This is a genomic window from Halpernia humi, from assembly GCF_900108025.1.
Classification (GTDB): domain Bacteria; phylum Bacteroidota; class Bacteroidia; order Flavobacteriales; family Weeksellaceae; genus Halpernia; species Halpernia humi.
Window position 1 is genome coordinate 65,382 of record NZ_FNUS01000007.1, and the last position, 13,947, is coordinate 79,328.

The following is a 13,947-nucleotide window of genomic DNA, read 5'->3' on the forward strand; positions in this document are numbered from 1 at the left end:
CAAAAGACGCACTTTTTTAATAATTTTTTGCTTTGTTTAAGGTACTTTTACCAATTCTACATCAAAAACCAACCAGGCATTTGGCGGAATTACGCCACCTGCTCCTCTCGCTCCGTAGCCTAATTCTGACGGAATCAATAAGGTTGCTGTTTCGCCTTCTTTCAGAAGCATAATTCCTTCATCCCAACCTTTTATCACTTGGCCAACGCCTACATTAAATTCTATTGGTTCGCCACGTTTGAAGGAAGAATCGAATTCAGTTCCATCTACTAATTTCCCTGCGTAATGCACAGAAACTTTGTCGCCCGCTTTTGGCGCTTTACCATCGGTTGTTTTTGTAATTTTATAATACAAACCCGAATCTGTTTTTTGCATTCCCGCTTTTAAGTCTTCTACCATTTTCGCTTGTTTTGCTTTAAATTCTTCTTCTTTTTTCTTCTTTTCTGCTTCTGCTTTGGCTAAATAAATTTTGTTATTTTCTTCGATTTTAGATTTCCCTTCTTCAAAAATTTTCGCCGCATCATAATGCTTGTATTCTTTGCCTTTTGTGATGATAGAAACTTTTTCTAAAACTACAGGCACCACAGGTTTATCTTGTGGACCTTTTTGCACATTTGCAATAGAATCTATAGTTGCTTCACCCTTGATCACGTGTCCGAAAATAGTGTGTTTTCCATCTAACCAATGCGTTGGAACTTCGGTTATAAAAAATTGCGAACCATTGGTATTTGGGCCAGAATTCGCCATAGAAAGCGTGCCTTTTGCGCTGTGTTGCAAATCATTTTTTTCATCCGCAAATTTGTAACCCGGATCGCCCATTCCAGTTCCTTGTGGGTCGCCTCCTTGTATCATAAAATCTTTTATAACACGATGAAAAATAGTGCCATCATAAAAAGGTACACCTTTCTTTTTGGCTTTATTCTCGATTTTTCCTTCTGCTAAACCTACAAAATTTGCAACCGTCACTGGCGATTTTTCATCCTCCAATTTTACGAGCATTTCGCCTTTTGAAGTTTTAAGATTTGCGTAGATACCGTCTGCGAGTCCGTTGTAAGTGTCTTTGTCTATGTCCAATGTTTTACAGTTTATAAGTGTTAATAATAATATTGCGTAGCTAAATAATTTTTTCATTTTTGATTATTTTGAAACCTTTTAAAAATCCGGAATTGTTTATAATTTTATTTAAAAAACTTTTATTTTAATGATGAGCGGCAAATCATTTGATATTTTATTATTGTCGCCATACGTGCCAAATGCCAACCCAGAAGGCACTAAAAGCGTTGCCTCTTCGCCAGATTTCAGATAATGAACTGCATTTTCAACTGCTTTTAAATCTGAAAACTTTCCCAATTTCACTTCTTTTTTAACGACAGGTTGCGGATAAATTTTTGCTTCATCAAAATCATATAAATCATATTGATAACTTACAGTTGTTCCATCCACTTTCTTCGGCGATTTTAGAAGATCTTCTTTGTTTACCCAATAATTCATCGCCATTGGATAAAATTTTTCATCCTGATTTTTGATCCACTCTTTTATTTGCGCGCGTTCATTTTCATTTAAACTGCGGCTTCTATTGCGCGAGATTTCTAAATCTTTTTGACTTAATTGCCCACCGACAGGCGGATGAACCTGTGTATTTTTGGAACAGGAAACAATGCAAAAAAACGAAAGTAAAAAAATATTTTTCATAAAAAACTTGTGCAAAATTAATCATTTTAGTTCAAAATAAATAAAGAAAAAACCGCAAAATTTTCGCGGCTTTTACTTTTATATCTAATATTAGAAATTATGCTTTTTCCAATATTTTTCTTTCCACTTTAAATCTCCACCCAAATGGATCTTCAGCTTTATTGGTTTGAATATCAGTTAAATCCTTTTTTAAAGATAATGCAAAACTTTCTTCATCCGACAAAACAGGCAAAGTTAAAAGCCGATCTTGATAACCTAAAGATTTGAAAACACTAGTAACAACAGCAGTTCCAACTCCCCAAACTTCTTTTAAAGTACCATTATCAAACGCCTCAACAACGTCCTTCACTCTTACATCACCAATAACCACTTCAATGCCGCGTTTTTCGGCTAATTTTATAAAACTATCTCTTGTAACGCCATCTAAAATTTTATCTGAAGTTTTTGGCGTGTAAATGGTGTCGTTTATTCTTACAAAAACGTTCATGGTTCCACTTTCTTCGAAATATTCGTGCGCGATATCATCTGTCCAAATCACTTGCTCAAAACCCTCTTCATTTGCTAATTTTGTTGGATAAAAAGAAGCCGCGTAATTTCCTGCTGCCTTTGCAAAACCCACTCCACCGTTTGCTGCGCGTGAATAATGATCTGAAATTTTTACTGAAACCGGTTCGGCATAATAACTTTTTGCTGGCGTTGCGACAATAGCAAACATGTATTTATTAGAAATCCTAGCTTTCAAAACTTCTTCCGTTGCAAATATCACTGGTCTAATATATAAAGACATTCCCTCACCCTTTGGAATCCAATCACGATCTAGATCTATCAATGTTTTTAAACCTTCCATAAAAATATCTTTTGGAATTTCTGGCATCGCCAATCTTGAAGTTGACTTATTTATCCTAGAAAAATTTTTTTCAGGACGAAATAGAAAAACATCATCATTTTCATCTTTATAGGCTTTCATACCTTCAAAACAGGCTTGCCCATAATTGACGCCCATCATTGCGGGTGAAAAACCTATTGGCCCATAAGGCATGATTTTTGGCTCGCCCCATTTCCCGTCTTCATATTCGCAGATAAACATGTGATCTATAAAAGTATTTCCAAAAGAAAAATTTTCAAGGTCAAAATTAGATATTCTTGGATTTGCAGATTTTTGAATTATCATTTTAATTATTATTTCGTTGTCTTACAAATATAATATAATTTTTTATATGTGGAAATTTAAGTTTAAATTTGAAAAAAAAGACAATGCAAAGAGAAATCATTAGCACCAAAGATGGTTCTAAAACATTATATATCAAAGAATTAAATGAATCCTACCATTCTACACATGGTGCAATTTTAGAAGCAAAACATGTCTTTATCAAAAATGGATTAAATAAAGTAAATAATTATGAAATTAATATTTTAGAACTCGGTTTTGGGACAGGTCTGAATCTTTTGGTTACGATTGATGAATTTTTGAAAACTGACAAAAATCATATCATCAACTATTATACTGTGGAAAAATATCCCGTAAACGAAAGCGAAGTGCAAAATTTAGCCTATTACAAACTTTTTGAAGAAGAAAAATTAGAGGAAATATTCCAAAAAAGCCATGCTTGTGAATGGGATAAATTGGTTGAAATATCGCCTAATTTCTTTTTTAAAAAAATAGAAAAAGATTTTCATTGCTTAGAATCTATTGATCTTCCGAAGATTAATTTGGTCTATTTTGATTGCTTTGGCGCAAGAGTGCAACCCGATTTGTGGGAAATAGATTTATTAAAAAAAATTAAAGAAAAAATGTCTCCCAATGGTTTAATAACAACGTACTCTTCTAAAGGCACATTTCGCCGTGCTTTGCAAGAAATAAATTTTAAAGTAGAAAAATTAAAAGGCCCACCCGGAAAACGTGAAATGATAAACGCAGTTTTGCAATCGGAAGATTTTTCTTAATTTTAAATTTTAGAAATTAAATATGATTGATAATTTTAATATCAGAGTGTACGCTTGTATTGTAAAAGATAAAAAAGTTTTGGTTCTACACGAAGAGTACGCTGGCGATTTTTTAATTAAATTCCCAGGTGGTGGTTTAGAATATGGCGAAAGCGTGACGGACTGTCTTCATCGAGAATTTTTAGAAGAACTCAATGTTAAAATAAAAAATATAAAGCATTTCTACACGCAAGAAGATTTTGTAGTTTCTAGGTTTAGGCCAAACGAGCAATTGATGACTTTATATTATTTAGCAGAAATTGTGGATGAAAGTGAATTCCTAATCATTGATCCTTGCATTGAAAAAACTGAATGGCTCCCGCTTCAAACTGAAGTAGAGCCATTAAAATTACCAGTAGATAAAATTGTTTTCAGAAAATTGCAAGAGGCTTTTCTATAATTTTTTACAAAATATCGTTTAAAACTTTTGCTAATCTCAAACCGCCATAAAGAAGTTGTCGCTCCAAAAGTGCTTCAAATTTATAATCGTAATCGTAGGCATAACTTTTTCCTGCTTCAGAATTGGCGTAGATTCGGTTGGCTTGCAAATGGCTATCGTACAACCAATCTTCCAAAGTTCCGTCTTGTATTTGTTTTACCTCATCAGGAGATTTCACATCTAAAACGCGGGCAAATTCTGTGTAACTGTATTGCGTAAAATCAATTAATTTAGAGTCCCACAAGGCGTGCAAATTAGTATCTTGTCCAAAGAATTTTAGTTTAATTCTATTGCCGCCCAAATCTTCGTAGCGCCCTGTGTGCATTGGCTGCGCAAGATCGCCCACTAAATGAATTAAAAAATAAAGAGCAATTCGTTTATCTTTTATAGCGGTGTTTGGATCCTTAATTTGTGCTTCCAAAATGGGGATTTGAGTATATAAATTTGGCCCTTTTTGGCTTTTTATAGCGGCTTCAAAATCTTGAAAATTATTCTGTTTATCTATGTTGATATAATGCCACGCGGAAGTAGATTTCCACACTCCAGTGGTATCAGACTTTATAAAATCTGGCCAATTCGCCCAATAAGCCATCGGCTCATCTCCTAAAAGTTTCTTTAAATGGCGTTTTGCTTTTGCGGTTAAATGATTTTGCGCAATTTGTGCAACCACTCTATGCCCTGTTGTTCCCCAAGAATAACCAAAATTATAGGCTAAAAGGAAAGTAAATACAAAGGCGAGTTTTAAATGTTTCATGTGTGAAATTATATTAAATTTTTAAAGTTCAAATTTATTAATTTATCACCACAAATCATTTCTTTTAAAGATATCTTTTATAAAAATTTAGGTTTCGGTTTTAGCATTGAAAATTGAAATTTTATACCTAAATCTTTCAAAAGTTTTTTTCTTTTAATATCTACTTTTTTTAAAGATACTTAAAGATAAGTTTTAAAATTTATTTCCTGATTTTAAAATCCCTATAACCAGGGTAAGGTTGCAAATAGCCCGCATTCCAACTTGTTTGCAAAAGACTTTCAATAAATTCATCTACACGATTGGCGTGCGGATCGTAGGCTTCTTTAATATCAACATCTGCAATATTACCTTTCACATTCCACCAAAAAGCACTCCAACCACCTCGAAGTCCTTTTATAATTTCATACACAGTTTTCCCAGTGGCACGATCCATTAGTTTAGAAAAAATTTGGCCTTCAGATGTTGTTAAATTTTTTAATTTCGCTTCATATTCGTCTGCCAATTTATTTTGTCGATCTCGTACGTAGGCTTTTCTTTTCGAAACATCAATGGTCTTCAGTTCATTTTGAATATCTTGATATTGTTCTAAAGCCGTTAAAAACAAAGGGTAAACGCGGTTTAATTTTTTATTAAGAAAGAAATAATAATTTTGATCTAATTGATTATTAAAATGCGGTTTTCCTGCCAAGATCAACTCATCCATCACCACCACGGTTTCGCCATTTATATCGTAGATTTTCGCTTTTTGGCTTTCATCATCAATATATTTGTTTCCAAATTCATCAATTTTAATCATACTTTTGGGGTACTGGCTAAAAGATTTTGCCACAATTGTATCTTGCGCCAAGATTGAATTTAGGCCACCAAATAGAAAGACGATTGGGAAAAATTTATAAAATTTCATTACTTTTACCATTATAAAAACAAAACAATTTATCAAATATCATTCCTTAAAATGAAGTTTAAAAAAGAATCTTTAAAATTTTTAGAAAATTACCTCAATGTGGCTTCTCCAACCGGTTACGAGCACGAAGGACAGAAAATTTGGAAAAATTATATCAAAAACTATGTAGACAAAGTAGAAGTTGACAATTATGGTACAGTTTACGGCGTCATTAATCCTGAAGCAGAATTTAAAGTCGTGATAGAAGCGCACGCCGATGAAATTTCTTGGTACGTGAATTATATTACAGATGATGGTTTAATTTACGTCATCAGAAATGGCGGTTCTGATCAATTAATTGCGCCCTCAAAAATCGTCAATATTCACGGCGAAAAAGGCTTGGTAAAAGGCGTTTTCGGTTGGCCAGCAATACATACAAGAATGGGCGCAGACAAAGAAACCACGCCAAAAATTGAAAATATTTTCATCGATTGCGGCGCTACAAGCAAAAAGGAAGTTGAAGATTTAGGCATTTTTGTCGGTTGCATGATCACTTATCCCGATACTTTTTTTGATTTAAACAACCGTTATTTTGTTTGCCGCGCTTTGGATAATAGAATTGGCGGTTTTATGATTGCCGAAGTTGCCCGACTTTTAAAGGAAAATAAAAAGAAATTACCTTTTGGTTTATACATCGTGAATTCTGTGCAAGAAGAAGTCGGTCTTTACGGCGCAGATATGATTGCAGATTCCATTAAACCAAATATCGCAATTATTACGGATGTCACGCACGATACCACAACGCCGATGATTGAAAAGAAAAAAGAAGGCGACCAAAAATGTGGCGACGGACCTGTTGTTTTTTTCGCGCCAACGGTTCACCACAAAATTCGCGAATTGATCGTGGAAACGGCAAAAAATAATAAAATCCCTTACCAAAGAGCCGCTTCAAGTCGCGTGACAGGAACTGATACCGATGCTTTTGCACATTCCAACGGCGGCGTTCCAAGTGCGTTGATTTCTTTGCCGTTAAGATATATGCACACAACGGTGGAAATGGTTGCAAAAGAAGATGTCGGGAATGTGATCAAATTAATTTATGAAACTTTGCTGAAAATTACGCCTGAAATGATTTTGAAATACCATTGATTAAAATTTTAAATTATGAATTTTAAATTATTTTTTTGGGCAGCAATTTCCGCCTTCCGTTCCCAAAACGAGGAACGAGTTTCGATGATTCAAATAAAAAAAAATAAAATATTGAATCAATCTTTTTTTCAAATGCAAAAAAAGGATTTCCACTCAAGTCGGGCTGCGTAAGATTCATGTTTTAAATTAAATAAAAATAAGCAATGAGAAGATTACTTTTAATTTTAATCGGTTCAATACTTTTTACTAGTTGTACTGATAAAAAAACTGAACAAAATATTGAATTAAATAGAATAATGAATGGAGTTTTAAAATATGAAAGTAAAAGAAAAAAATTAGATAGTAATTACAAATTTTTAGTTAGTTCTGAACTTGACAAATTAAAAATTTATATTCCAAGTCAGAAAGAAATATTAGGAGAAGAACCAGGACCACCACCATTTTTTAACAGAAATATTATTAGATTATTAGACTTAAATAAAGATAATAGCGAAAACAGAAAATCTGATTCATTAAATTTATTAATACAGAATAATTATGTTTTTGATTCAATTCAATTAGAAAAGTCAATAAATAAAAATATAATTGTTGCCAATAAAAACGAAATAGATAAACGTAAAAATTTATATATTTTTTCAAATCCTGTTTTTTACAATGATAAGTTCACATATATAGAAACTAACTTCTATGATTCTTCTTTTGGAATTGGTTTTGGATATATTCTTGAAAAGCAAAAAAATGGCAATTGGAAAGTAATAAAGATCGAAAACACATTTATTACATAACAAGAAATTCAAAATTTAAAATGACACAGATTGTAAACAAATTCTTAAATTTTGGTTCTTGAAATTTAAAATCAAACAAATCATGAAAACAAAACTAATCTCACCTTCCCTACTTTCCGCAGATTTTGGAAATCTGGAACGCGATATAAATATGCTAAATGATTCCCAATCCGACTGGCTTCACGTCGATGTGATGGACGGAAGATTTGTCCCAAATATCTCTTTCGGATTTCCAGTGATGAAAACCGTGCAAGAACATTCCAAAAAATTTGTAGATGTTCATTTGATGATTGTAGAGCCAGAAAAATATGTGGAAGAATTCATCTATCTGGGCGCAGATTTGGTTTCCGTGCATTATGAAGCGTGCACACATTTGAATAGAACAATAGATTTAATTCAAAAAAAAGGCGCAAAAGCAGGTGTCGTTTTAAATCCTGCAACGCCAGTTTTGATGTTAGAAGATATTATAGAAATGGTAGATTTGGTTTTATTAATGAGCGTTAATCCTGGTTTTGGCGGACAAAAATTTATTAAAAATACCTATAAAAAAATCGCGGAAACGAAGGATTTAATTTTAACAAACAATTCCCGCGCTTTAATAGAAGTGGATGGCGGCGTAAATCTTGAAAATGCCTCAAAACTATTTGAAGCAGGCGCAGATGTTTTAGTCGCCGGAAATGCCGTTTTTTCCGCCGAAGATCCAGCAAAAATGATTGAACTTTTAAAAATTTAATGAGAAAATTAGAATATAAAAATCCAATAAATTGGGCAATTGCAATTATATTTCCAATTCCTCTTCTTATTTTTTCGATAGTTGTAATTACACTTTTATTATCCATAATTATTGATAAAGATATTTTTTCAAAAACTAATTATTTCGAATTTTTAGTAGTTTTTTTAGCATTTGTTGTTTTTATACTTTGGATGTGGCTTTGGAACACTTTTGGAAAAACAATATTAATTTTTAATTCTGAAGAAGTTGAAGTAAAAAAGAAATTCAATATTTTTTATAAAAAGAAAAAATATCAGAAAAAATCAATAAATAAAATCTTAATTCGAGATCGAAATATTGAAAAAAAACAATATTACATTCGAATCAATGGTCTATTTAGTGATGAAAATCAATGTATTGCTTTAAAGATGAATGATGGAAAAATAATCAAAATTATTGATTGGCTAAACAATTCTACGGCAGAAAATTTCAAAAAAGAATTGCAAAAATATTTAGAAGAATAAAACTTCTAAACAAAAGATTTAATTCTCAGTAATAATTCCACCGCTTTAATAGAAGTTGATGGTGGCGTAAATCTTGAAAATGCCTCAAAACTTTCGAAGCCGGCGCAGATGTTTTAGTCGCCGGAAATGCAGTTTTTTCGGCGGAAGATCCAGCAAAAATGATTGAACTTTTGAAAATTTAAGTATTAGTTTTTAGTTTTATTTAAATTACAAAAAATAAACCTCAAAATATTGCGTTTTGAGGTTTTACATTTAAAATAATACTTCAGAATATTTTAGATTGAATAATTGTTGACGATATGTCTTTTATCTTTTTTCTATTTTCATTAACCTATTTAAAATATAAATTTTGTTGAGAGAAAACTCGATTCTTCATCCGTAACAATTTTATTGATTATCGCTTTATTTTCTTTATTTTCTTTTGTTGCAACAACGGTTCTGATTGAAAAAGAACGCAATGCATCATAAACAGAAAGTGTTCCTTCCGCCGAATCTTTTCTGCCCGTAAACGGAAATGTATCTGGACCTCTTTGGCATTGCACATTGATATTTACACGCGAAACTTGGTTGACCAAACCATCAATTAAATGCGAAATTTCTTTAGTATCTGTACCAAAAATACTTACTTGTTGTCCGTAGTTTGAGGTAATCATATAATCAATTGGCTCTTGCAAATCTGTAAAAGAAACAATCGGAACCAAAGGGCCAAATTGCTCTTCTCTAAATAATTTCATTCCGTCTTTCACAGGATAAATGACGGCCGGAAAAAACAAACTTCCATTTTGTACACCGCCATTTTTATTAATAATATGGCCACCTTTTGCTTCTGCATCAGAAATGCAATCATTCAAATATTTGAATTTGTCCGCTTCTGGCAAAGGTGTGATTTGCACTTTTTCATCCCACGGCATTCCAAATTTTAAAGCATCTACTTTTTCACAAAATTTCTTTAAAAATTCTTCCTTTATATTTTCATGAACATATAAAATTTTCAACGCCGTGCAACGCTGTCCATTAAAAGACAAACTTCCTAAAACGCACTCATCAACAGCGTTTTCTAAATTAGCGTTTTCTAAAACAATCGCTGGATTTTTCGCATCTAAACCTAAAATTGCCCGCAAACGATTTACTTTCGGGTGTGCTTTTTTTATGTCAGATGCTACTTTTGATGATCCAATTAATGTTAAAACATTAATTTTCCCAGTATTCATCAAAGGTTGGATGATTTCGCTGCCTTTTCCGTATAAATAATTGACTACGCCTTTCGGAAAACTTTTTTGGATGGCTTTTGATAAGGAATAATGCAACAAACAGCCGTGTTTTGGCGGTTTAAATAAAACAACATTTCCCATTATTAAAGCGGGAATTAGCAAAGTATAAGTTTCATTTAAAGGATAATTATATGGGCCGATACACAAAGTTACGCCCAAAGGTGAGCGCCGAACTTGCCCAATTACGCCTTCTTCAATGGTAAAAGATGCAGATTTTCGTTCTAATTTTTTTAAAGATTCAATAGTGTCGTAAATGTATTTTATGGTTCTATCAAATTCTTTTTCAGAATCTTTTTCAGATTTCCCAATTTCCCACATTAATAAATTGACCACTTCCGTTCTCAAATTTATCATTTCGCCTACAAATTTTTCCACGTGAAAAATTCTTTTTTCTACAGACATCATTGGCCATTCACCAAAACCATTATCATAGGCTTTTTCGGAACTTTCTAAACATTCAAATGCTTCTGGCAAACCTGTTTTAGGAATTTCGCCAAGAGAAATACGTTCTAAACCGTCGGTAGAATTTGGTTTACAAATTGCGGAATCAATTTCTTTAAATGGCCCATTCCAAGCTTTAAATTCTCCGTCAACTAAATATTCTTGTTGATTAATATGTGGAATTTTCATCGAATCGACTGATGAAAAAGTATCAAATAATTGATTTTTAGTAATTGGGTTTTGCATAGTTTTTAAATTCAAAGAATGAAATTACAATTTTGAATTTAAATAAAAGAAAACTAATCGAAAATATTATTTAAAACTTTAAAAAAAACTAATGTGCAAAATAAAACCGCTTCAAAATTTAATTTGAAGCGGTTTAATATTTTATTTAAAAAAAATTAAAAAATTTCTTTCCCAGCAAAATGAAATGCTGCTTCTATAAGTGCATTTTCATCAGAATCTGAACCGTGAACTGCATTTTCGCCGATTGATCTTGCAAACATTTTTCTAATTGTTCCTTCTGCTGCTTCCGCAGGATTTGTTGCGCCAATCAAAGTTCTAAAACTTTCTACCGCATTTTCACCTTCTAAAACTGCCGCTACGATTGGGCCAGAAGACATAAATTCTACCAATTCGCCGTAGAAAGGTCTTTCTGCGTGAACTTCATAAAATTTTTGCGCATCTGCAACCGTAAGTTGTGTTAATTTTAAAGCTTTAAATTTAAAACCAGCCTCTGCGATTTTTCCTAGAATTGCACCAATGTGGCCGTCTGCAACTGCATCTGGCTTAATCATCGTGAACGTAATTTTTCCTGACATTTTATCTATTTTAATTTAGCGCAAAAGTACTGAATTATTACAGAAAATGAAAACTATCTTTAATTTATAATTTATGGCACAAGATTTGAAATAACCTCAACGATTCTCATGTTTAATTGAGTTTTCATGGTTATTAGTTTTTACCCCAATTTCGGTTGGGGTTTTTTGTTTTTAAAATTAAAATAAATAATCCACGAAAAAAATTAATTTTTCCGTGGATTATTTTAATCTCGCTTTTTATCTTTCTGAACGCGCTAAAAAAAGCATTGTAAAAAAATGCTTCAAGCACTTTGAAAAAATTTGCTACGAAGTTTTATAAATCTGCTCGTAGTATTCTGTTGCCATTCTATCACTGTTAAATTTATCTTTCACATCTTCCATTGATAATTTTACAACGTCACGCCATTTTTTGGGTTGATCGTAATACATTGGGAGAATTTCATTTTCCAGCATATCGTAAAGGTTATTCAGATCAAATTCATCTTGGTCGTAAACACTCAAATTATTGTAGTCTGCTTGCGGAACCACGAAAGAATTTTTACCACTTTTTGCAAATTCAGGAATCCAACCATCATCGGTAGAAAAATTAACAGAACCGTTCATCGCAGCGGTCATACCAGATGTTCCAGACGCTTCTCTTGGAACTCTTGGATTATTTAACCAAAGATCTGACCCCTGTTTTAAGCTTTTGCTTAAGGCTAATTCATAACCAGTTAAAACAGCCATATTCTTGTAATTTTTACTTTGTTCTACTAAAGAATTAAAAGTTGAAATTGAAGAATAATCCATTGGATAAGGTTTTCCGGCCCAAATAATTTGCACTGGATATTTAGGGTTATTTAATAGTTTTTCAAATCGTGCTTTGTCGTGCAACAATAAGTCTGCTCTTTTATAACCAGCAAAACGGCGCGCCCAAACAATGGTGAAAACGTCCGCATCAAATAAATTTCCTGTTTGATCTGCTACTATTTTAAACATTCTCTTTTTTAAATGTTTTTTGCGATGATCGAAGCCTTTGTTGTCTTTGTCTTCTTTAAATTTATAAAGTGGGTGATCTGCCCAATATTTATATTCTTGTGCATTTGTGATGGCTTTTATCTCACAAATATTAGGATATTTATTCCACATTTCTCGGGAAACTTCGCCGTGCAATTGGGAAACTGCATTAGAAATCCGCGCCATTCTCAAGGCACAAAGTGAATGGTTGAATCGGTCATCTGCAACACCTTCTATCGCCTTAACTTCACTAATTTTTAAACCAGAAAAATAAGACATATCATAGCAAAGATGCAGATTGTGTTTTTCATTTCCTGCTTCTTCTGGTGTGTGTGTGGTAAAGACCAATTTTTCCTTTACTTTCTCTTTGTCGCCGTTGTATTTATTTAATAAATAAAAGGCAGCTGGTAATCCGTGGGCTTCGTTAAGATGATAAACTTCTCTTTCGAAATTCATTTCATCTAAAAGTTTTGCACCACCTTTTCCGAGCAAAATCATTTGCGCGATTTTTGTGGACTCGTTGGCATCATATAAACGATGGCAAATAGTTTTAGAAATATGATCGTTTTCTGGTAAATCCGTACTCAAAAAAAACATCGGTGCTGTGTTGAAAGTATCTGGGTTCAGATAGTATGCTTTTACCCAAACTGGAGCACTGTGAATTTCGATCTGAAATTTTATGCCTGTGTCTTCTAAAAAACTATACAATTTGCGTGTCCAAGTTGGTAGTAAAGTTTGGTCTTGGTTTCTGGCTTGGTCATAATAACCATATTTCCACAAAATCCCAATTCCTACTAAATCTTGCTTCAAGTTAAAAGCACTTCTCATGTGAGAACCAGCCAAAAATCCGAGACCGCCAGAATATATTTTTAAAGCCTGATCGATGGCAAATTCCATAGAAAAATAGGCTACTTTTTCAGAAAATTGTTTGTTGATGCTGTATGGCATCTCATAATTTTTAAAGTCCATATTTTAGTGTTAGTTTATTTTATGTCAGCAAAGATAATATTTTAATTTTTCCTTAAAAAACAGCCGAAAAAAAAGTTCAACATAATATTGAACTTTAATACTTTAAAATAAAATTACATTAATGAAAACACGCTGTATTTTTAAAATAATCTGAAAGAAATTTTATTTTGCCGTTTTCATTAAATGAAATAATGGTGCAAATTGCGTTGTCATAAATGCCATTTTTGAACATTACACCAATGGAAGTAGATTCATAAAAATACCGATTATTTCCGAGATTAAAAATCTCACCTGCTTTCCATTCTAGTTTTTCATATTTTCTAAAAATGGCCCGAAAAAGGGCTAAAATTCTGCCAGCGCCAATAATTTCACCCGCAGGTGGAATCCAAATTTTGCTTTCACTATTAAACCATTTTTCTAGGTTTTGTACGTTTAGAGAATTAAGATCCTCCATAAATGCGGTTACTTTACAGGTCATACTCGAATATACGATTTTGCGATGGCTTTAGATTAGTATTTAGCAAAAAT

15 protein-coding genes and 1 pseudogene are annotated in these 13,947 nt (G+C 32.6%); 7 read left to right on the forward strand and 9 right to left on the reverse strand.

Going from position 1 to position 13,947, the window contains the following annotated elements:
- Positions 1 to 36: 36 nt before the first annotated feature.
- The 3 genes from C4S29_RS12785 to C4S29_RS12795 form a co-directional block, all read right to left on the reverse strand.
- Positions 37 to 1,131, reverse strand: coding sequence for a peptidylprolyl isomerase (locus tag C4S29_RS12785; protein ID WP_103914491.1), 1,095 nt, complete (start codon positions 1,129 to 1,131; stop codon positions 37 to 39).
- Positions 1,132 to 1,182: 51 nt separating this feature from the next.
- A complete protein-coding gene (locus tag C4S29_RS12790) occupies positions 1,183 to 1,692 on the reverse strand; it encodes an FKBP-type peptidyl-prolyl cis-trans isomerase (protein ID WP_103914492.1) in 510 nt (169 codons plus the stop codon).
- 97 nt (positions 1,693 to 1,789) lie between these two features.
- Positions 1,790 to 2,863 carry a branched-chain amino acid aminotransferase gene (locus C4S29_RS12795; RefSeq protein WP_103914493.1) on the reverse strand — a complete coding sequence of 358 codons (1,074 nt, stop codon included), beginning with the start codon at positions 2,861 to 2,863 and terminating at the stop codon, positions 1,790 to 1,792.
- 83 nt (positions 2,864 to 2,946) lie between these two features.
- Between C4S29_RS12795 and mnmD the strand changes: the two genes are divergently transcribed.
- Positions 2,947 to 3,636, forward strand: coding sequence for a tRNA (5-methylaminomethyl-2-thiouridine)(34)-methyltransferase MnmD (mnmD, locus tag C4S29_RS12800; protein WP_103914494.1), 690 nt, complete (start codon positions 2,947 to 2,949; stop codon positions 3,634 to 3,636).
- A 22-nt stretch (positions 3,637 to 3,658) separates the two neighbouring features.
- Complete coding sequence (locus C4S29_RS12805; protein WP_103914495.1) at positions 3,659 to 4,075, forward strand: NUDIX domain-containing protein; 417 nt, start codon at positions 3,659 to 3,661, stop codon at positions 4,073 to 4,075.
- 4 nt (positions 4,076 to 4,079) lie between these two features.
- On the opposite strand, the gene C4S29_RS12810 is transcribed toward C4S29_RS12805, so the two are convergent.
- Both C4S29_RS12810 and C4S29_RS12815 read right to left on the reverse strand, forming a co-directional pair.
- Entirely contained in the window at positions 4,080 to 4,868 is a 789-nt protein-coding gene (locus C4S29_RS12810; RefSeq protein ID WP_103914496.1) for a S1/P1 nuclease, read from the reverse strand.
- 199 nt (positions 4,869 to 5,067) lie between these two features.
- Complete coding sequence (locus C4S29_RS12815) at positions 5,068 to 5,772, reverse strand: DUF4294 domain-containing protein (protein WP_103914659.1); 705 nt, start codon at positions 5,770 to 5,772, stop codon at positions 5,068 to 5,070.
- Positions 5,773 to 5,823: 51 nt separating this feature from the next.
- Here C4S29_RS12815 and C4S29_RS12820 point away from each other — a divergent pair, with 51 nt between their 5' ends.
- The 5 genes and pseudogenes from C4S29_RS12820 to C4S29_RS14955 all read left to right on the forward strand — a co-directional run.
- Complete coding sequence (locus C4S29_RS12820; RefSeq protein ID WP_103914497.1) at positions 5,824 to 6,900, forward strand: M42 family metallopeptidase; 1,077 nt, start codon at positions 5,824 to 5,826, stop codon at positions 6,898 to 6,900.
- Positions 6,901 to 7,103: 203 nt separating this feature from the next.
- Entirely contained in the window at positions 7,104 to 7,685 is a 582-nt protein-coding gene (locus C4S29_RS12825; RefSeq protein ID WP_103914498.1) for a hypothetical protein, read from the forward strand.
- A gap of 82 nt (positions 7,686 to 7,767) precedes the next feature.
- Positions 7,768 to 8,418, forward strand: coding sequence for a ribulose-phosphate 3-epimerase (rpe, locus tag C4S29_RS12830; RefSeq protein WP_103914499.1), 651 nt, complete (start codon positions 7,768 to 7,770; stop codon positions 8,416 to 8,418).
- Positions 8,418 to 8,921, forward strand: coding sequence for a hypothetical protein (locus tag C4S29_RS12835; protein ID WP_103914500.1), 504 nt, complete (start codon positions 8,418 to 8,420; stop codon positions 8,919 to 8,921). Before rpe ends, C4S29_RS12835 begins: the two co-directional genes overlap by 1 nt.
- Positions 8,922 to 8,930: 9 nt before the next feature.
- Positions 8,931 to 9,103: pseudogene (locus C4S29_RS14955) on the forward strand (ribulose-phosphate 3-epimerase); the annotation flags it as partial.
- A 153-nt stretch (positions 9,104 to 9,256) separates the two neighbouring features.
- Here the strand turns inward: C4S29_RS14955 and C4S29_RS12845 are convergent.
- From C4S29_RS12845 to C4S29_RS12860, 4 genes are all read right to left on the reverse strand, one after another.
- The gene (locus C4S29_RS12845) at positions 9,257 to 10,879 is read right to left on the reverse strand and encodes an NADP-dependent glyceraldehyde-3-phosphate dehydrogenase (protein ID WP_103914501.1); all 1,623 of its coding nucleotides are present in this window, start codon (positions 10,877 to 10,879) and stop codon (positions 9,257 to 9,259) included.
- A 155-nt stretch (positions 10,880 to 11,034) separates the two neighbouring features.
- Complete coding sequence (locus tag C4S29_RS12850; protein WP_103914502.1) at positions 11,035 to 11,454, reverse strand: nucleoside-diphosphate kinase; 420 nt, start codon at positions 11,452 to 11,454, stop codon at positions 11,035 to 11,037.
- A gap of 303 nt (positions 11,455 to 11,757) precedes the next feature.
- Positions 11,758 to 13,419: an alpha-glucan family phosphorylase gene (gene glgP, locus C4S29_RS12855; RefSeq protein ID WP_103914503.1), complete on the reverse strand. Its 1,662-nt coding sequence runs from the start codon at positions 13,417 to 13,419 to the stop codon at positions 11,758 to 11,760.
- A 118-nt stretch (positions 13,420 to 13,537) separates the two neighbouring features.
- Complete coding sequence (locus tag C4S29_RS12860) at positions 13,538 to 13,897, reverse strand: nuclear transport factor 2 family protein (protein ID WP_146063325.1); 360 nt, start codon at positions 13,895 to 13,897, stop codon at positions 13,538 to 13,540.
- Between the last annotated feature and the right edge of the window lie 50 nt (positions 13,898 to 13,947).